At 49.6% G+C, this 17059-nt stretch carries 25 protein-coding genes; 19 read left to right on the top strand and 6 right to left on the bottom strand.

Annotation, left to right across the window (positions count from 1 at the left end; translation table 11 throughout):
* Positions 1-6: 6 nt before the first annotated feature.
* From rplF to CYR52_RS19670, 14 genes are all read left to right on the top strand, one after another.
* The gene (rplF, locus tag CYR52_RS19735; protein ID WP_072933458.1) at positions 7-540 is read left to right on the top strand and encodes a 50S ribosomal protein L6; all 534 of its coding nucleotides are present in this window, start codon (positions 7-9) and stop codon (positions 538-540) included.
* A 9-nt stretch (positions 541-549) separates the two neighbouring features.
* The gene (gene rplR, locus CYR52_RS19730) at positions 550-903 is read left to right on the top strand and encodes a 50S ribosomal protein L18 (RefSeq protein WP_072933456.1); all 354 of its coding nucleotides are present in this window, start codon (positions 550-552) and stop codon (positions 901-903) included.
* A 14-nt stretch (positions 904-917) separates the two neighbouring features.
* Positions 918-1418, top strand: coding sequence for a 30S ribosomal protein S5 (gene rpsE, locus CYR52_RS19725; protein WP_072933453.1), 501 nt, complete (start codon positions 918-920; stop codon positions 1416-1418).
* A gap of 5 nt (positions 1419-1423) precedes the next feature.
* Positions 1424-1603: a 50S ribosomal protein L30 gene (gene rpmD, locus CYR52_RS19720; RefSeq protein WP_029095691.1), complete on the top strand. Its 180-nt coding sequence runs from the start codon at positions 1424-1426 to the stop codon at positions 1601-1603.
* 3 nt (positions 1604-1606) lie between these two features.
* Positions 1607-2041 (top strand): 50S ribosomal protein L15, encoded by a 435-nt coding sequence (gene rplO / locus CYR52_RS19715; RefSeq protein ID WP_072933451.1) that lies wholly within the window; start codon positions 1607-1609, stop codon positions 2039-2041.
* Between the two features lie 7 nt (positions 2042-2048).
* The gene (secY, locus tag CYR52_RS19710; RefSeq protein ID WP_072933449.1) at positions 2049-3380 is read left to right on the top strand and encodes a preprotein translocase subunit SecY; all 1332 of its coding nucleotides are present in this window, start codon (positions 2049-2051) and stop codon (positions 3378-3380) included.
* Between the two features lie 33 nt (positions 3381-3413).
* Positions 3414-3530, top strand: coding sequence for a 50S ribosomal protein L36 (gene rpmJ, locus CYR52_RS19705; protein ID WP_072933447.1), 117 nt, complete (start codon positions 3414-3416; stop codon positions 3528-3530).
* 146 nt (positions 3531-3676) lie between these two features.
* Positions 3677-4033 (top strand): 30S ribosomal protein S13, encoded by a 357-nt coding sequence (gene rpsM, locus CYR52_RS19700; RefSeq protein ID WP_072933445.1) that lies wholly within the window; start codon positions 3677-3679, stop codon positions 4031-4033.
* A gap of 16 nt (positions 4034-4049) precedes the next feature.
* Positions 4050-4439 carry a 30S ribosomal protein S11 gene (gene rpsK, locus CYR52_RS19695; RefSeq protein ID WP_004929731.1) on the top strand — a complete coding sequence of 130 codons (390 nt, stop codon included), beginning with the start codon at positions 4050-4052 and terminating at the stop codon, positions 4437-4439.
* Positions 4440-4469: 30 nt separating this feature from the next.
* Entirely contained in the window at positions 4470-5090 is a 621-nt protein-coding gene (gene rpsD / locus CYR52_RS19690) for a 30S ribosomal protein S4 (RefSeq protein ID WP_072933442.1), read from the top strand.
* A gap of 25 nt (positions 5091-5115) precedes the next feature.
* Complete coding sequence (locus CYR52_RS19685) at positions 5116-6105, top strand: DNA-directed RNA polymerase subunit alpha (RefSeq protein WP_034899656.1); 990 nt, start codon at positions 5116-5118, stop codon at positions 6103-6105.
* Positions 6106-6145: 40 nt separating this feature from the next.
* On the top strand, positions 6146-6532 hold the full coding sequence (gene rplQ / locus CYR52_RS19680) for a 50S ribosomal protein L17 (protein ID WP_072933440.1): 387 nt from the start codon (positions 6146-6148) through the stop codon (positions 6530-6532).
* Between the two features lie 177 nt (positions 6533-6709).
* Positions 6710-7072: a DnaJ family domain-containing protein gene (locus tag CYR52_RS19675; RefSeq protein ID WP_101829259.1), complete on the top strand. Its 363-nt coding sequence runs from the start codon at positions 6710-6712 to the stop codon at positions 7070-7072.
* Positions 7073-7179: 107 nt separating this feature from the next.
* A complete protein-coding gene (locus CYR52_RS19670; RefSeq protein WP_072933435.1) occupies positions 7180-7359 on the top strand; it encodes an alternative ribosome-rescue factor A in 180 nt (59 codons plus the stop codon).
* A 45-nt stretch (positions 7360-7404) separates the two neighbouring features.
* Here CYR52_RS19670 and mscL read toward each other — a convergent pair whose 3' ends face one another.
* From mscL to def, 5 genes are all read right to left on the bottom strand, one after another.
* Positions 7405-7815: a large-conductance mechanosensitive channel protein MscL gene (gene mscL / locus CYR52_RS19665; RefSeq protein ID WP_072933433.1), complete on the bottom strand. Its 411-nt coding sequence runs from the start codon at positions 7813-7815 to the stop codon at positions 7405-7407.
* Between the two features lie 120 nt (positions 7816-7935).
* Complete coding sequence (gene trkA, locus CYR52_RS19660) at positions 7936-9366, bottom strand: Trk system potassium transporter TrkA (RefSeq protein WP_420845536.1); 1431 nt, start codon at positions 9364-9366, stop codon at positions 7936-7938.
* A 7-nt stretch (positions 9367-9373) separates the two neighbouring features.
* A complete protein-coding gene (gene rsmB, locus CYR52_RS19655; protein WP_101829269.1) occupies positions 9374-10663 on the bottom strand; it encodes a 16S rRNA (cytosine(967)-C(5))-methyltransferase RsmB in 1290 nt (429 codons plus the stop codon).
* Between the two features lie 73 nt (positions 10664-10736).
* Positions 10737-11681 (bottom strand): methionyl-tRNA formyltransferase, encoded by a 945-nt coding sequence (fmt, locus tag CYR52_RS19650; protein ID WP_072933429.1) that lies wholly within the window; start codon positions 11679-11681, stop codon positions 10737-10739.
* A gap of 24 nt (positions 11682-11705) precedes the next feature.
* Entirely contained in the window at positions 11706-12218 is a 513-nt protein-coding gene (gene def / locus CYR52_RS19645; protein ID WP_072933427.1) for a peptide deformylase, read from the bottom strand.
* Positions 12219-12328: 110 nt separating this feature from the next.
* Between def and dprA the strand changes: the two genes are divergently transcribed.
* The 5 genes from dprA to aroE are packed head-to-tail and all read left to right on the top strand — an operon-like array spanning position 12329 to position 15919.
* Positions 12329-13498 (top strand): DNA-protecting protein DprA, encoded by a 1170-nt coding sequence (dprA, locus tag CYR52_RS19640; protein ID WP_101829258.1) that lies wholly within the window; start codon positions 12329-12331, stop codon positions 13496-13498.
* On the top strand, positions 13470-13943 hold the full coding sequence (gene smg / locus CYR52_RS19635) for a DUF494 family protein Smg (protein WP_072933421.1): 474 nt from the start codon (positions 13470-13472) through the stop codon (positions 13941-13943). Before dprA ends, smg begins: the two co-directional genes overlap by 29 nt.
* 19 nt (positions 13944-13962) lie before the next feature.
* Positions 13963-14520, top strand: a complete 558-nt coding sequence (locus tag CYR52_RS19630) for a DNA topoisomerase family protein (RefSeq protein ID WP_072933420.1) — start codon at positions 13963-13965, stop codon at positions 14518-14520.
* Positions 14510-15079, top strand: coding sequence for an L-threonylcarbamoyladenylate synthase type 1 TsaC (tsaC, locus tag CYR52_RS19625; RefSeq protein WP_101829257.1), 570 nt, complete (start codon positions 14510-14512; stop codon positions 15077-15079). The genes CYR52_RS19630 and tsaC overlap by 11 nt, the downstream gene beginning before the upstream one ends.
* A 12-nt stretch (positions 15080-15091) precedes the next feature.
* Positions 15092-15919: a shikimate dehydrogenase gene (aroE, locus tag CYR52_RS19620; protein ID WP_101829256.1), complete on the top strand. Its 828-nt coding sequence runs from the start codon at positions 15092-15094 to the stop codon at positions 15917-15919.
* A gap of 107 nt (positions 15920-16026) precedes the next feature.
* Here aroE and CYR52_RS19615 read toward each other — a convergent pair whose 3' ends face one another.
* Positions 16027-16587 carry a gamma carbonic anhydrase family protein gene (locus tag CYR52_RS19615; protein ID WP_072933415.1) on the bottom strand — a complete coding sequence of 187 codons (561 nt, stop codon included), beginning with the start codon at positions 16585-16587 and terminating at the stop codon, positions 16027-16029.
* Positions 16588-17059: the final 472 nt, after the last annotated feature.

Genomic DNA, 17059 nt, shown 5'->3' with positions numbered 1-17059 from the left:
GAAAGAATGTCTCGTGTTGCAAAAGCACCCGTCGTCATTCCTGCCGGCGTAGAGGTAAAACTCAACGGTCAGGTTATTTCGATTAAGGGTAAGAACGGCGAGCTGACTCGTACTATCCACAGCGCCGTTGAAGTTAAACAGGAAGAAAACGCACTGACTTTCGGTCCACGCGAAGGTGCTGTTGACGGTTGGGCCCAAGCGGGTACCACTCGTGCTCTGTTGAACGCAATGGTAGTTGGTGTTACCGAAGGCTTCACCAAGAAGCTTCAGCTGGTAGGTGTTGGTTACCGTGCCGCAGTTAAAGGCAACGCGGTGAGTTTAGCCCTGGGCTTCTCTCATCCTGTTGAACATGCACTGCCGGCAGGTATTACTGCTGAATGCCCGACCCAAACTGAAATCGTGCTGAAAGGCGCAGATAAGCAGTTGATTGGTCAGGTTGCAGCGGACCTGCGTGCCTACCGTCGTCCTGAGCCTTACAAAGGCAAGGGTGTCCGTTACGCCGACGAAGTCGTGCGTACCAAAGAGGCTAAGAAGAAGTAAGGTAACACTATGGATAAGAAATCTGCTCGTATCCGTCGTGCGACCCGCGCACGCCGCAAGCTCAAAGAATTGGGCGCGACTCGCCTGGTGGTACATCGTACCCCGCGTCATATCTACGCACAGGTCATCGCTCCGAACGGTTCTGAAGTATTGGTAGCCGCTTCTACTGTAGAAAAAGCTATCACTGAGCAATTGAAGTATACCGGTAACAAAGATGCTGCTGCAGCTGTAGGTAAAGCTATTGCTGAGCGCGCATTGGAAAAAGGGATTAAAGATGTATCCTTTGACCGTTCCGGTTTCCAATATCATGGTCGAGTCCAGGCACTGGCAGATGCTGCCCGTGAAGCTGGCCTTCAGTTCTAAGGTAGAGGTGTAAGATGTCACACATCGAAAAACAAGCTGGCGAACTGCAGGAAAAGCTGATCGCGGTAAACCGCGTATCTAAAACCGTAAAAGGTGGCCGTATTTTCAGCTTTACCGCACTGACTGTAGTTGGTGATGGTAACGGTCGCGTAGGTTTTGGCTACGGCAAAGCACGCGAAGTTCCGGCAGCGATCCAGAAAGCGATGGAAAAAGCCCGTCGCAACATGATGAATGTCGCGCTGAACAGCGGCACCCTGCAGCACCCTGTTAAAGGTGCGCATACGGGTTCCCGTGTGTTCATGCAGCCGGCTTCCGAAGGTACCGGTATTATTGCCGGTGGTGCAATGCGCGCCGTCCTGGAAGTCGCAGGGGTTCACAACGTATTGGCAAAAGCCTATGGTTCCACCAACCCGATTAACGTGGTTCGTGCAACTATTGACGCTCTGGCGAATATGAAGTCCCCAGAAATGGTCGCTGCCAAGCGTGGTAAATCCGTTGAAGAAATTCTGGGGTAATAACCATGGCAAAGACTATTAAAGTAACTCAAATTCGCAGCTCTATTGGCCGTTTGCCGAAACACAAGGCAACTCTGGTTGGTCTTGGTCTGCGTCGTATTGGTCATACTGTTGAGCGTGAAGATACTCCCGCTGTACGTGGTATGATCAACCTGGTTTCCTACATGGTTAAGGTTGAGGAGTAACAGATGCGTTTAAATACTCTGTCTCCGGCTGAAGGTGCCAAGCATGCGCCGAAGCGTGTAGGTCGTGGTATTGGTTCTGGCCTGGGTAAAACCGGCGGCCGTGGTCACAAAGGTCAGAACTCTCGTTCTGGCGGTGGCGTACGTCGCGGGTTCGAAGGTGGTCAGATGCCGCTGTACCGTCGTTTGCCGAAATTCGGCTTCACTTCTCGCAAAGCTATGATCACGGCAGAAGTTCGTCTGTCTGAACTGGCTCAAGTAGAAGGCGATGTTATCGACCTGAACACGCTGAAAGCCGCTAACGTAGTTGGTACTCAGATTGAATTCGCTAAAGTTATGCTGTCTGGCGAAATCAATCGTGCAGTAACCGTACGTGGTCTGCGTGTCACCAAAGGCGCTCGTGCTGCTATCGAAGCTGCTGGCGGTAAAATTGAGGAATAAGTAGCAGATGGCTAAGCAACCAGGATTAGATTTTCAAAGTGCTAAAGGTGGACTTGGCGAACTGAAGCGCAGACTTTTGTTTGTTATCGGGGCGCTCATAGTTTTCCGTATCGGCTCTTTTATTCCGATTCCTGGTATCGATGCCACTGTGCTTGCGAAATTGCTCGAGCAACAGCGTGGTACCATCATTGAAATGTTCAACATGTTCTCTGGTGGTGCCCTTAGTCGTGCTTCTATCTTTGCTTTGGGTATCATGCCGTATATTTCGGCATCGATTATTATCCAACTGTTAACCGTGGTTCATCCCGCGTTAGCAGAAATTAAGAAAGAAGGGGAGGCTGGCCGTCGCAAGATAAGCCAGTACACCCGTTATGGCACGCTGGTATTGGCAATATTTCAGTCTATCGGTATTGCTACCGGTCTTCCGAATATGCCTGGTATGCAAGGTCTGGTCTTAAATCCAGGCTTTGCATTCTACTTTACCGCTGTAGTTAGCCTGGTTACCGGGACGATGTTCCTTATGTGGCTTGGCGAACAGATTACTGAACGTGGTATTGGTAACGGTATCTCGATCATAATCTTTGCTGGTATCGTTGCTGGTCTGCCTCCGGCAGTTGCACATACCATTGAGCAAGCTCGACAAGGCGACCTGCACTTCCTTCTGTTGCTGTTGGTTGCAGTTTTAGTGTTTGCGGTGACTTTCTTTGTAGTGTTCGTCGAGCGTGGCCAACGACGTATTGTTGTCAACTACGCTAAACGTCAACAAGGCCGTCGCGTTTATGCAGCACAGAGTACGCACTTACCGCTGAAAGTGAACATGGCAGGGGTTATCCCAGCAATTTTCGCCTCTAGCATTATTCTGTTCCCGGCCACGATTGCATCCTGGTTTGGGGGCGGTACCGGTTGGAACTGGCTGACAACGATTTCGCTGTATCTGCAGCCTGGACAACCGCTTTATGTGTTACTCTATGCGACTGCGATCATCTTCTTCTGTTTCTTCTATACGGCTCTGGTTTTCAACCCGCGTGAAACAGCAGATAACCTGAAGAAGTCCGGTGCATTCGTGCCAGGAATTCGTCCGGGAGAGCAAACGGCGAAATACATTGATAAAGTGATGACGCGCTTAACCTTAATTGGTGCATTGTATATTACTTTTATCTGCCTTATCCCGGAGTTCATGCGTGACGCAATGAAAGTACCTTTCTACTTTGGTGGTACTTCACTGTTAATCGTTGTTGTTGTCATCATGGACTTTATGGCTCAAGTGCAAACTCTGATGATGTCCAGTCAGTACGAGTCTGCATTGAAGAAAGCAAACCTGAAAGGCTATAACCGCTAATTAGGTGCGTTTGAGAAGTTACGGAGAGTAAAAATGAAAGTTCGTGCTTCCGTCAAGAAATTATGTCGTAACTGCAAAATCGTTAAGCGTAACGGTGTCGTTCGTGTGATTTGCAGCAGCGAGCCGAAGCATAAACAGCGTCAAGGCTGATTATCTCGCATATTTTTCTTGCAAAGTTGGGTTGAGCTGGCTAGATTAGCCAGCCAATCTTTTGTATGTCGCTGCAATACTATTTGAGTATCCTGAAAACGGGCTTTTCAGAATGGTGTTGCCGTATAAAAATGTAGGAGTGCATAGTGGCCCGTATAGCAGGCATTAACATTCCTGATCAAAAACATACCGTGATCGCGTTAACCTCGATCTATGGTATCGGTAAAACTCGCTCACAGGCTATCTGTGCAGCAGCGGGTATTGCTGAAAATGTTAAGATCAGTGAGCTGTCTGAAGAGCAAATCGATAAGCTGCGTGACGAAGTTGCCAAATTTGTTGTAGAAGGTGATCTGCGTCGTGAAGTGACCCTGAGCATCAAGCGTCTTATGGACCTTGGTACCTATCGTGGTTTGCGTCATCGTCGTGGTCTTCCGGTTCGCGGCCAGCGTACCAAGACCAACGCCCGTACCCGTAAGGGTCCGCGCAAACCGATCAAGAAATAATCGGGGTGATTGAATAATGGCAAAGGCACCTGTTCGTACACGTAAGCGTGTAAGAAAACAAGTCTCTGACGGCGTGGCTCATATCCATGCTTCTTTCAACAACACCATTGTTACCATTACTGATCGTCAGGGTAATGCTTTGGGTTGGGCAACAGCTGGTGGTTCCGGTTTCCGTGGTTCTCGTAAATCCACTCCGTTCGCAGCTCAGGTTGCAGCAGAGCGCTGCGCTGACGCAGTGAAAGAATACGGTATTAAGAACCTGGAAGTTATGGTTAAAGGACCTGGTCCGGGCCGTGAGTCTACTATCCGCGCTCTGAACGCGGCTGGTTTCCGCATCACTAATATTACTGATGTGACTCCGATCCCTCATAACGGTTGTCGTCCGCCGAAAAAGCGTCGCGTATAACGCTGCTTTTAGGATTGTTGGAGAAAGAAAATGGCAAGATATTTGGGTCCTAAGCTCAAGCTGAGCCGTCGTGAGGGCACAGACCTGTTCCTTAAGTCTGGCGTTCGCGCGATCGATACCAAGTGTAAGATTGAACAAGCTCCTGGTCAGCATGGTGCGCGTAAACCGCGTCTGTCTGACTATGGTGTACAGTTGCGTGAAAAGCAAAAAGTTCGCCGTATGTATGGCGTGCTGGAGCGTCAGTTCCGTAACTATTATAAAGAAGCAGCCCGTCTGAAAGGCAACACCGGTGAAAACCTGTTGCAACTGCTGGAAGGTCGTCTGGACAACGTTGTTTACCGTATGGGCTTCGGCGCTACGCGTGCAGAAGCACGTCAGCTGGTTAGCCACAAAGCTATCATGGTAAACGGTCGCGTTGTTAACATCGCTTCTTATCAGGTATCTCCGAATGACGTAGTCAGCATCCGTGAGAAAGCTAAAAAGCAATCTCGCGTTAAGGCCGCTTTGGAGCTGGCTGAACAGCGTGAAAAGCCGACTTGGCTGGAAGTTGATGCTGCTAAGATGGAAGGTGTGTTCAAGCGTAATCCTGAACGTGCCGATCTGTCTGCGGACATTAACGAACACCTGATCGTCGAGCTTTACTCCAAGTAAAGCTTAGTACCAAAGAGAGGACACAATGCAGGGTTCTGTGACAGAGTTTCTAAAACCGCGCCTGGTAGATATCGAGCAAGTCAGTTCGACGCACGCCAAGGTGACCCTTGAGCCGTTAGAGCGTGGCTTTGGCCATACTCTCGGCAACGCACTGCGCCGTATTCTGCTTTCATCCATGCCGGGTTGCGCGGTGACCGAGGTTGAGATTGATGGTGTACTGCATGAGTACAGCACCAAAGAAGGCGTACAGGAAGATATCCTGGAGATCCTGCTCAACCTGAAAGGGCTGGCGGTGAGAGTTCAAGGCAAAGATGAAGTTATTCTTACCCTGAATAAATCTGGCATTGGCCCTGTGACTGCAGCCGACATTACCCATGATGGTGATGTCGAAATCGTCAAGCCGCAACATGTTATCTGCCATCTGACCGATGAGAACGCTGCTATCAGCATGCGTATCAAAATTCAGCGTGGCCGTGGATATGTACCGGCGTCTGCCCGAATTCATTCGGAAGAAGATGAGCGCCCAATTGGCCGTCTGCTTGTTGACGCCTGCTACAGCCCTGTAGAGCGTATCGCCTACAATGTTGAAGCAGCTCGTGTAGAGCAACGTACCGATTTGGACAAGCTGGTCATCGAAATGGAAACCAATGGTACGATCGATCCTGAAGAGGCGATCCGTCGTGCGGCGACCATTCTGGCTGAACAACTTGAAGCTTTTGTTGACCTGCGTGATGTACGTCAACCAGAAGTGAAAGAAGAGAAGCCTGAGTTCGATCCGATCTTGCTGCGCCCTGTTGACGATCTGGAATTGACTGTCCGCTCTGCTAACTGCCTTAAAGCAGAAGCTATCCACTACATCGGTGATCTGGTACAGCGTACCGAGGTTGAGTTGCTGAAAACGCCTAACCTTGGTAAAAAATCTCTTACTGAGATTAAAGACGTGCTGGCCTCCCGTGGTCTTTCTCTGGGCATGCGCCTGGAAAATTGGCCGCCGGCAAGCATTGCTGACGAGTAACCGGATCACAGGTTAAGGTTTTACTGAGAAGGATAAGGTCATGCGCCATCGTAAGAGTGGTCGTCAACTGAACCGTAACAGCAGCCATCGCCAGGCTATGTTCCGTAACATGGCCGGCTCTTTGGTTCGTCATGAGATCATCAAGACGACCCTGCCGAAAGCGAAAGAGCTGCGTCGCGTTGTTGAGCCGCTGATTACTCTTGCCAAGACCGACAGCGTTGCTAACCGTCGTCTGGCATTCGCCCGTACTCGTGATAACGAGATCGTGGCAAAACTGTTTAATGAACTGGGCCCGCGTTTCGCGAGCCGTGCAGGTGGTTACACTCGTATTCTGAAGTGTGGTTTCCGTGCAGGCGACAATGCGCCGATGGCATACATCGAGCTCGTTGATCGTGCAGAATCGAAAGCAGAAGCTGTTGCAGAGTAATCTGTAAAAGCGTAAAAAAGCCGGGCTTGTCCCGGTTTTTTTATGTCTATTATCTGGCGTATTTTATTTCTGTCCCCATATCCTCTACTGCCCTCATCACCATCATCGTCGATGACATTTTCGTTGTCACATCCTATGCTATAACGGATTTTCCCATAATCTCAGAGGAATCAGGCCATGTGGCTTATTGATGAAATGGTAGAGCGTCATATCCGTGAAGCCGAAGAGAAAGGTGAATTTGAGAACCTGCCTGGTGCCGGAAAACCTTTGATGCTCGAAGATGACAGCGCTGTTCCTGCTGAATTACGTGTGGCTTACCGGCTGTTGAAAAATTCAGGTTATTTACCGCCTGAGCTGCAGGACAGAAAAGAGGCACTTCAGCTTACTGAGCTGATGCATGAAGTAGAGAAGGATAACCCTGATTACGTTGCTATCAGCCAGCGGTTAAAAGTGCTTGAATTAAGGCTACAGCAAGCAGGGATGTCTACAGAATTTCTTAAAGGCCATTATAAACAGCAGATTAGCAAAAAGCTTAAGTAAGAAGTTACCGTATTAAAAGTAAGGGAAAAGCTGGCGTTTTTTTTGTATTGGACTATGATTAGCCGGTTTGAGTTTTACCTGTTTTCTATACATGACATGAGGCGGCTATGAGCCAACATAAGCACAACAAAGGTGTTATTCAGGACAATGCTTTGCATGCCCTACTACATGATTCTCTGTTCCGGCAGCGGGTTGAAAAAAACAAGAAAGGGAAAGGAAGTTATCAACGTAAAGCCAAGCATGGGAAAGGGAGGGAAGCGGAGGTCAGTGGTAAGCGTTTTCGCTAAACTTTTACCACTGACCTTCCAGAGAGAGGCTGGAACAGTAGGTTATTATTTTGGTGCCTGCTGTTTAAGCAAATCACGTATCTCAACCAACAATTTTTCTTCAGCCGATTGCTTGGGTGCTGGGGCTGGCTTCTCTTCTTCTTTACGGCGTAAGCGATTCATCAGTTTTACAGCGATAAATATTGCTAATGCAATGATGATAAAATCGAAAACGTTCTGTAAAAATACACCATATTTCATCACGACAGCGGGGGCTGCCCCCTGGGCTTCTCTCAACACAAGCTCGAATTGCTTGAAATCTATACCGCCAATCAGTAATCCCAGCGGGGGCATGATGATGTCAGAAACCAATGAGGAGACTATTTTACCAAACGCTGCCCCAATGATTACCCCCACCGCCAGGTCGACAACGTTGCCGCGCATGGCGAACTCACGAAACTCTTTCATAAAACTCATATTTACTCCTTGCCAAAATAACTCAAGCCCCTATAAGTAAAGCCTATTTCGAGTGCTTTTGCTCTATAAGTTGAGCGTTTTAGTCGGGTTTGATGTTTTCTGCAGCAATCGTTTATCTTCTTATAAGAAGAATGGACTTGGCTGGAACAGCCGCTCCACGTCAGGAACGAATTTTTTATCGGTAATAAACATAACGACATGATCGCCTTGCTCAATCCTGGATTGGCGGTTTGCGATGATAACGTCATCTCCCCGAACGATAGCGCCGATAGTGGTGCCAGGCGGAAGTTTAATCTCTTCTACTTTACGCCCCACCACTTTAGATGTGCTTTCGTCACCATGCGCAATCGCTTCAATCGCTTCAGCGACCCCGCGGCGTAAAGAAGAAACACTGACGATGTCAGCTTTACGCACATGCCCTAACAAAGCTGAGATGGTGGCTTGCTGAGGAGAAATTGCGATATCAATTACGCTGCCTTGTACTAAGTCTACGTACGCGCGACGCTGAATTAATACCATGGCTTTTTTGGCACCCATGCGCTTTGCCAGCATTGCGGACATGATATTTGCTTCATCATCATTCGTGATGGCGATGAAAACATCCACTTGCTCAACGTGTTCTTCAGCAAGCAATTCCTGATCAGAAGCATCACCATAGAAAACGATCGTATCCTGAAGTAATTCCGCCAGTTCGGCTGCGCGCTGTTGATCACGTTCAATTAACTTAACGCTGTAATTCTTTTCCAACCGGCGGGCCAGCCCTGCGCCAACGTTACCCCCACCGACGATCATGATCCGTTTATAAGGCTTTTCCAGGCGCTGAAGTTCGCTCATGACTGCCCGGATATGCTGTGTGGCGGCCACAAAGAAAACTTCATCGCCGGCTTCAATAATGGTTGAGCCTTGCGGGCGGATAGGATGATCTTGTCGGAAAATAGCCGCGACGCGGGTATCAATATGCGGCATATGCTCCCGCATAGAAGAGAGCGCATTGCCTACCAGCGGGCCGCCATAGTATGCCTTAACAGCAGCGATGCTGACTTTTCCTTCAGCAAAGTTAACCACTTGCAACGCACCCGGATATTCGATCAGCTTATAAATATACTCAATCACCAGCTGTTCCGGTGAAATCAGATGATCAATAGGGACCGCTTCTGCATTGAATAACTTCTCAGATTCACGGATATAGTCAGCTGAGCGTATACGGGCGATTCTGTTTGGGGTATTAAACAAAGAGTAAGCAATCTGGCACGCAATCATGTTAGTTTCATCGGAATTGGTGACCGCCACTAACATATCTGCATCGCCGGCGCCCGCTTCACGCAACACCCGTGGATGGGAGCCATGACCCTGAACAACCCGTAAATCAAATTTATCCTGAAGCTGGCGCAAGTGCGCTGCATTGGTATCAACAACGGTAATATCGTTATTTTCACCGACCAGATTTTCTGCCAGGGTTCCACCGACCTGCCCAGCGCCAAGAATAATGATCTTCATAGCTTTTCCCGATCCTGCATGTAAAAAACCCCCGTTGTTATTATCTTTCTGGATCCTACTCTCAACGTTTGATCATTTTAGCGTAGTAGAAGCCATCACCCGCCTCTGCGCTGGGTAAATTCTGTATGCCGGGATGAGTAAGATCACCGGTTTCCACTAAAGCCGCATCAGCATGGCCGGCCAGGAATTTGGCAATTTGCTCATGGTTCTCTTCCGGTAAAATAGAACAGGTAGCATAAAGAAGTACCCCACCTGATTTCAAACGTGGCCATACAGCTTCCAGAATGGCTTTTTGTACTTCAACCAGTTCATCAATGTCACTATTACGCCGGAGCCATTTAATATCAGGGTGACGGCGAATCACACCGGTCGCAGAACAGGGCGCATCAAGCAAAATACGGTCAAATGTGCGATCGCCGGCCCATGTATCAGGCGCTCTGCCATCACCGCTTTTTACCTCTGCCTGCAACTGTAAACGCTCAAGGTTTTCCTGAACACGCTTCAGACGTTGCTCGTCTATGTCTACGGCTAAAACGTGGGCTTTCGGGGCTGCTTCCAGAATGTGCGTGGTTTTTCCGCCCGGGGCAGCGCATAAATCCAGAATATGCTCATCGTCTTGTGGATCCAGTAAAGGAATACACCCTTGCGCGGATGCATCCTGTACGGTGACCCAACCCTCTGCGAAACCTGGTAACGTGGTAACGGAGCAGGGGGCTGCCAGCCGCAGGGCATCTGGATAGTCACTGTGTATTTCAGCAGCAATACCTGCCTGTTGCAGCAAGGCGAGATATGCATCACGACTGTGGTGTATCCGGTTAACGCGTAACCACATAGGAGGACGCTGGTTGTTGGCATCAGTAATAGATTGCCAACGATCAGGATAGGCCTTCTTGATACGACCCAATAGCCACGAAGGATGAAGATACCGGCTCTCCTGCGCATCAGCCTGTGCCAGCAAACTTTCCTGCTGACGCTGGAATTGTCGCAGTACACCATTTACCAGGCCTTTCAGCTGAGGCCGTTTTAATGCGACTGCGCCCTCGACTGTTTCAGCCAGGGCAGCATGCGCCGGAATCCGGGTATGAATTAACTGATAGAGGCCCACCATGATCAGATAATGCAATGGGCGCTGTTTTCCGGTCATTGGGCGGGCCATCAGCTGCTTAATGCACCATTCCAGCTGAGGCAGCACACGCAATGTTCCAAAGCAAAGCTCCTGCAACAGGGCCTTATCTTTATCAGCGATATTTTTTTGCAGTGCAGGAAGCACAGTAGAGAGCGATTGCCCCTGATCCAATACCTGACCAATGGCAGTTGCAGCGAGGCTGCGTAAATTATATGCGTTTTTCATAGCTACAAAGCTGGCCACGCCAGCATCAGTAAGGAAAGAGGCCCGGAATATCCGGGCTGAGTATAGGAAGGATTTAGCTGAGTTTCTTGCCGACGATAAACCAGTCACGACGTGAATTCAGCAAATCTTGGGCAGACATGGCTTTTTTACCTGCCGGCTGGAGTTGAGTGATGTTTAGTATGCCTTCAGCTGCAGCAACCTGAATGCCCTGCTTATCTGCAGCGACAATGGTACCAGGCTCATCACCCTTACCAGGCAAGACATCCGCCTGCCATACTTTGACCGGCTGACCTTCAACCATAAAATAGCTGACAGGCCACGGATTAAATGCACGGATACAGCGCTCGAGTTGTTCAGCAGAGAGCTGCCAATTCAACAGAGCTTCTTCTTTACTGAGTTTATCTGCGTAAGTGACCAGGGCATCATCCTGCTTTTCAGGTTCAGCCAATCCGTCTTCCAGATCCGCTAAGGTATTCAGCATCCCTCGTGGCCCCAGCGCTGCCAGTTTGTCATATAATGTAGCACTGGTATCATCCGGCTGAATATCACAGCTCAGCTTGGTAAGCATGTCGCCCGTATCCAACCCTGCATCCATCTGCATGATAGTGATGCCCGTCTGCTTATCACCTGCCCAGAGCGCCCGTTGAATAGGGGCCGCGCCGCGCCAGCGAGGTAACAGAGAACCATGCACATTAATGCACCCAAGCTTAGGCATATCCAGCACAGCTTGCGGCAAGATCAAACCATACGCCACCACAACCATGATGTCGGCATTCAGGGTCCGAACTAATTCCTGGCTTTCTGCCGGGCGCAATGATTTAGGCTGAAATACCGGAATTTGATGTGATTCAGCCAACATTTTCACCGGGCTGGCGGTCAGCTTATTTCCACGCCCTGCCGGGCGGTCAGGTTGTGTGAAAACGCCCACAACGTCATGGTGGGAAGTTAAAAGCGCGTCAAGATGACGCGCTGCAAAGTCCGGCGTACCGGCAAAAATTATCCGTAATGCATCAGACACAATCAGTTCCTGCAGTCGTCAGACTCAGTGAGCACGCGTATTAAGCTTGGCCAGTTTTTCAACCTTCTGACGGATACGCTGGCGTTTCAGGGGAGACAGATAGTCGACAAACAACTTGCCGATCAGATGATCCATTTCATGCTGAATACAGATAGCCAGCAAGTCGTCAGCTTCCAGCTCAAACGGCTTACCATCACGATCCAGTGCGCGGATTTTCACTTTCTCGGCGCGCGGCACAAAAGCACGCTGTTCCGGAATAGAAAGGCAACCCTCTTCAATGCCCGTCTCGCCGCTTTTTTCAAGCAATTCCGGGTTAATCAACACCAGACGCTCATCACGATTTTCAGAAACATCGATAACGATAATCTGCTGGTGGATGTCAACCTGCGTGGCAGCCAGGCCAATGCCTTCTTCGGCATACATGGTATCGAACATATCATCCACGATACGCTGGATCTCGGCATTGACTTCTTTTACCGGCTGCGCAACTTTGCGCAGTCGTTCATCGGGATAATGTAATACGTGTAATACGGACATAAATATTTCGATCTTTATGCGAGTGATGAATGACAATTAATCTTTATTCTAGACATTTCCCTGCCTGATTGACAGCATCAGTACGTAATTGTCCCCTGTCAGGAGGGTGTATGACTCAGGAAGAGATCTGGTTAAGATTGGCCGCCGTACGGGGCTTGCGTAATAAAAACAGGGTTGCCGTCGCCAGCAGATTATCCCCTGATTGCCGTGTGTCGGCCTCTGTGTTGCAACAGTGCGGATTGTCAAAGGAGCAGACACACAGTTTCCTGCACACATCCCCTCAGATAATGAACACGGCGCTTTCCTGGCTGGCGCAAGCCGGAAACCAGATGCTGACCATACATGATCCGGCTTATCCTTTTCAGTTGGCACAGATAGCTGATCCACCGCCAATCCTGTTTATCTCAGGAAAGATCTCAGTATTGGCGACGCCACAGGTTTCTATCGTGGGAAGCCGTCAATGCAGTGATTATGGCGAGTTCTGGGGAAAATATTTCGCTGGCGGGCTGGTTCACTGTGGTTACACCATTACCAGCGGGCTGGCGCTGGGTATTGACGGTCTTGCCCATCAGGCAGCGCTGGAGACAGAAGGGCAGACCATTGCCGTATTAGGATGTGGCCTGTTGCATACTCATCCCAGGCGGCATCAGCGTTTAAGAACACAAATCATCGAAAGCGGCGGGGCTGTGGTGTCTGAGTTGCTGCCGTCAGAGCCGGCGATGCCGGTTCATTTCCCCCGGCGTAACCGGATTATCAGCGGCTTAAGCAGAGGTACGCTGGTGGTCGAGGCTTCTTTACGCAGCGGCTCCCTGATTACTGCCCGTTGTGCTTTAGAGCAGGGGAGAGAGGTTTTCGCTTTGCCGGGTTCTTTAGGGACTGATTTCAGTGCAGGTACCCATTGGCTTATTCAGCAGGGCGCCTATCTGGTCACTGAACCCAAAGATATCGCTGAAGTGATCGGCAGCGGCTTACAATGGTTGCCGACAGCAAACGCGATAAACGAGGGGCATTCGCCCAAAATTGTTAACGAAATTCATCAAGAATTGAATATTTGTGCACAAGATGGTGAAGTTGAATTGCCATTTGCTGAGGTGTTGGCTAACGTAGGATATGAGGTGACACCTGTTGACGTCGTCGCCGAACGTGCCGGCCAACCTGTGCCAGAAGTGGTAGTCAAACTACTCGATCTGGAGTTAGCAGGATGGATCGCAGCTGTATCCGGCGGCTATGTCCGAACGAGGAGGGCAGGCCATGTTCGACGTACTAATGTACTTATTTGAAACTTACATACACAACGAAGCGGAGATGCACGTCGACCAGGATAAGCTGACAGATGACCTTGCCCGGGCTGGGTTCCATCGGGAAGATATCTACAGTGCCTTGGGCTGGTTAGAGAAGCTCGCAGACTTACAGGAAGGCGAAGCTGCACCCTTCATGTTAGATGCCGATCCTTTTGCATTGCGCATCTATACCGATGAAGAGGCAACACGTCTTGATGCCGGATGCCGGGGTTTTCTCCTGTTCCTGGAACAGATACAAGTGTTGAATCTCGAAACCCGGGAAATGGTCATTGATCGTGTGATGGCGCTGGAAACGGATGAGTTCGATCTGGAAGACCTGAAATGGGTCATCCTGATGGTATTATTCAATATTCCTGGCTATGAAAGTGCCTATCAGCAAATGGAAGAGTTGCTGTTTGAAGTTAATGAGGGTTATCTGCACTAAGCGATAACAGTAAATACAGATGTCAAAAGCTGCGATTTTTGCCGCCAGGCAAAATGAACCTTGTCCGAAATGTGGGGCCGAGCTGGTGATCCGTAGCGGACGCCACGGCCCCTTTCTCGGCTGTTCCCACTATCCTGAATGTGAGTATATCCGCCCGTTAAAAACACAGGCTGACGGCCATATTGTCAAAGTGCTTGAAGACCAGCACTGCCCGGTATGTCAGTCAGTATTGGTATTGCGGCAGGGGCGCTACGGTATGTTCATTGGGTGCAGTGATTATCCTCAGTGTTCGCATATTGAAGCCCTGGATAAACCGGATGAAACCACCCTATCTTGTCCGCAGTGTCAGCAAGGCAAACTGCTGCAGCGTAAATCACGATACGGCAAAGTGTTTTATGCCTGCGATCGTTATCCTGAATGCCAGTATGCCGTTAACCATAAACCGGTAGCGGGCGAATGCAGATATTGCCACTACCCATTATTAATTGAGAAGCGTACAGCGGGCGGGCCAAAACAATATTGTGCCAGTAAGCTGTGCGGTAAACCGGTTCCGACAGAAGTAGAAAATGATGCCTGACGTAATGCCCGTTTCTGAATCTATCCTTAAAGCCCTGCATGACCAACAGGTGATTGCTTACCCGACTGAAGCAGTATTTGGGCTGGGTTGTGATCCTGACAGTGAACAAGCCGTCAATGCCCTTTTAACGCTAAAACAGCGCCCAAAAGAGAAGGGGTTGATCCTGATTGCTGCCGATTATTCACAACTGGTTCCTTATATTGATGATTCACGTCTGACGCAACAGCAGCAGGAACAGATTTTTGCTACCTGGCCGGGGCCGGTAACCTGGGTTATACCGGCGTGTAAAACTACCCCCGACTGGCTAACAGGCCGTTTCTCCTCACTGGCCGTGCGGGTCTCCGATCACCCGGTAGTGCGCCAACTCTGTCGTCAGTTTGGCAAGCCATTGGTTTCTACCAGTGCCAATTTAACCGGTCTTCCACCTTGCCGGCTGGCCGCAGAAGTCACTGCACAGTTTGGCCATGATTTTCCTGTTGTTGCCGGTGACGTCGGAGGGCGTAAAAATCCAACAGAAATCCGTGACGCCTTGACCGGTGATTATGTGCGACTGGCCTGACAGGGTAAAATGATGGAGCTCTATACTGTAGTTGGTAACCCTATTGGTCATAGCAAGTCGCCACGTATCCATGCCCTGTTTGCCGAACAAACCGGCATTGAGCATCCTTATGGAAAAACGCTGGCACCATTGGATGCCTTCGAACATACGCTGAATGCGTTTTTTGACGCGGGCGGGCAGGGGGCAAATGTGACGGTGCCCTTCAAAGAACAAGCCTGTGCCAGAGCCGATCGTCTGAGTGAAAGGGCCGCATTAAGTGGGGCGGTCAATACCCTGAAAAAATGCGAAGACGGTGCGCTGTTGGGAGATAATACCGATGGTATCGGCCTGCTCAGCGATCTTGAACGTCTTGGAATGATCAAGCCAGGCGACCGGATCCTGTTGCTGGGCGCGGGCGGGGCTGCACGAGGGGTTATCCTGCCGTTACTCTCTTATGGGTGTGACATTGTCATTGCCAATCGCACGTTTGCGAAAGCAGAGGAGCTGGCGCAGCTATTTCGCCCTATGGGGAATATTGAAGCTAAAACCTTTGCTACATTAGATGAACCCGTTTTCGATTTGATCATCAATGCGACTGCTTCTGGGATCCAGGGCGATATCCCTGCTCTTTCCTCGTCAGTGATTACACCGGATACCCGTCTTTATGACATGTTCTATCAGCAAGGCCTTACACCTTTCTTGACCTGGGGCAGCCAACAAGGCGCCACGCAATGGGCAGATGGGTTAGGAATGCTGGTGGGACAGGCGGCACATGCTTTTATGTTATGGCACGGCGTTATGCCGGAGATTACCCCGGTACTCATGCAGTTAAAGCAAGAGATGGCACAGCAGGCGAGTTGATCACTTCAGAAAACATAGATCGCCTGAACAGTGTCTGATGCTGTTCAGGCGTAATGACGTAAATGACGGGTATATAGGCAGGCAATTAATCAACGGGAAACGAACGATCACAATGACGAAGGTTCTCTGTCCTGATCAAGATAACCGTTTTTCCAGTTAACATAATTGTTGGCAGAGTAAAGCAGTCCTTCATATTCTTCAGGTGTAAGAGGGCGGATCTGTTTTACCGGGCTCCCCAGATAAAGATAGCCACTGACCAGCCGCTTCCCTGGGGGAACCAGGCTACCGGCACCAATCATGACATCATCTTCAATTATTGCCCCATCCAGCAAAATGGATCCCATCCCTACCAGTACCCGGTTGCCAATCGTACAGCCATGAAGCATCGCTTTGTGACCCACCGTGACATCTTCTCCAACGACTAAAGGATAGCCGTCCGGGTTATAGCTGGATTTATGGGTAACATGCAGCACACAACCATCCTGAACGTTCGTACGGGCACCAATAACTACACGGTTCACATCACCCCGGATGGCCACTAACGGCCAGATACTGACATCATCTGCCAGGGTGACATCACCAATCACAACACTGGAAGGATCAACCATGACGCCTGTGCCAAGGCGTGGGTACTGATCTTTAAAAGGTCGGAGTGAGCCTGAATTCATCTTTCTTATCCTATAAAGAGTGAAATAGCCTAAATTATAAACGATGAAGCGGGGCGATCGGGCGTATAATTGATGGGATCGTACAAGATCAACACGAAGGGGGTGAAAAATGCGCAGTCAGATAAGAATGATCAAAAAAGGGGTTGTGCAATAAAACGAGATCCCTATAATGCGCCTCCATCGACACGGCGCAAGTGATTCACTTCACAAGCGGCCGGGAAGAGAGAAAACAAGAGAAAAAACTTCTGAAAAAGAGGTTGACTCTGAAAGAGGAAAGCGTAATATACGCCACCTCGAGTTAGCAAGCGAAAGCGCGTAACTCACTGCTCTTTAACAATTTATCAGACAATCTGTGTGGGCACTCACAAGACAATATCAAGCATCTTCGGATGCACAAAATATTAAGGCTTAAGGCCAGCCGCGCCAGTACCTGCCGCATCAACGGCTGTTCCACCAGCACTTTCCCGAATGA

It is taken from the genome of Chimaeribacter arupi (assembly GCF_002858805.1).
GTDB lineage: Bacteria > Pseudomonadota > Gammaproteobacteria > Enterobacterales > Enterobacteriaceae > Chimaeribacter > Chimaeribacter arupi.
Note: the sequence above shows the minus strand (reverse complement) of the source record. Positions and strands in the feature narration are given on the sequence as shown.

Bases quoted from the DNA above. Each gene is read 5' to 3' on its own strand.
- tsaC (WP_101829257.1), top strand. From the start codon at position 14,510: ATGATGCCTGACGTAATGCCCGTTTCTGAATCTATCCTTAAAGCCCTG.
- rpsE (WP_072933453.1), top strand. From the start codon at position 918: ATGTCACACATCGAAAAACAAGCTGGCGAACTGCAGGAAAAGCTGATC.
- rpsD (WP_072933442.1), top strand. From the start codon at position 4,470: ATGGCAAGATATTTGGGTCCTAAGCTCAAGCTGAGCCGTCGTGAGGGC.
- smg (WP_072933421.1), top strand. From the start codon at position 13,470: ATGTTCGACGTACTAATGTACTTATTTGAAACTTACATACACAACGAA.
- CYR52_RS19615 (WP_072933415.1), bottom strand. From the start codon at position 16,587: ATGAATTCAGGCTCACTCCGACCTTTTAAAGATCAGTACCCACGCCTT.
- dprA (WP_101829258.1), top strand. From the start codon at position 12,329: ATGACTCAGGAAGAGATCTGGTTAAGATTGGCCGCCGTACGGGGCTTG.
- CYR52_RS19670 (WP_072933435.1), top strand. From the start codon at position 7,180: ATGAGCCAACATAAGCACAACAAAGGTGTTATTCAGGACAATGCTTTG.
- rpmJ (WP_072933447.1), top strand. From the start codon at position 3,414: ATGAAAGTTCGTGCTTCCGTCAAGAAATTATGTCGTAACTGCAAAATC.
- secY (WP_072933449.1), top strand. From the start codon at position 2,049: ATGGCTAAGCAACCAGGATTAGATTTTCAAAGTGCTAAAGGTGGACTT.
- CYR52_RS19685 (WP_034899656.1), top strand. From the start codon at position 5,116: ATGCAGGGTTCTGTGACAGAGTTTCTAAAACCGCGCCTGGTAGATATC.
- CYR52_RS19675 (WP_101829259.1), top strand. From the start codon at position 6,710: ATGTGGCTTATTGATGAAATGGTAGAGCGTCATATCCGTGAAGCCGAA.
- rsmB (WP_101829269.1), bottom strand. From the start codon at position 10,663: ATGAAAAACGCATATAATTTACGCAGCCTCGCTGCAACTGCCATTGGT.
- CYR52_RS19630 (WP_072933420.1), top strand. From the start codon at position 13,963: ATGTCAAAAGCTGCGATTTTTGCCGCCAGGCAAAATGAACCTTGTCCG.
- rplR (WP_072933456.1), top strand. From the start codon at position 550: ATGGATAAGAAATCTGCTCGTATCCGTCGTGCGACCCGCGCACGCCGC.
- mscL (WP_072933433.1), bottom strand. From the start codon at position 7,815: ATGAGTTTTATGAAAGAGTTTCGTGAGTTCGCCATGCGCGGCAACGTT.
- aroE (WP_101829256.1), top strand. From the start codon at position 15,092: ATGGAGCTCTATACTGTAGTTGGTAACCCTATTGGTCATAGCAAGTCG.
- rpmD (WP_029095691.1), top strand. From the start codon at position 1,424: ATGGCAAAGACTATTAAAGTAACTCAAATTCGCAGCTCTATTGGCCGT.
- def (WP_072933427.1), bottom strand. From the start codon at position 12,218: ATGTCCGTATTACACGTATTACATTATCCCGATGAACGACTGCGCAAA.
- rplQ (WP_072933440.1), top strand. From the start codon at position 6,146: ATGCGCCATCGTAAGAGTGGTCGTCAACTGAACCGTAACAGCAGCCAT.
- rplO (WP_072933451.1), top strand. From the start codon at position 1,607: ATGCGTTTAAATACTCTGTCTCCGGCTGAAGGTGCCAAGCATGCGCCG.
- rplF (WP_072933458.1), top strand. From the start codon at position 7: ATGTCTCGTGTTGCAAAAGCACCCGTCGTCATTCCTGCCGGCGTAGAG.
- rpsK (WP_004929731.1), top strand. From the start codon at position 4,050: ATGGCAAAGGCACCTGTTCGTACACGTAAGCGTGTAAGAAAACAAGTC.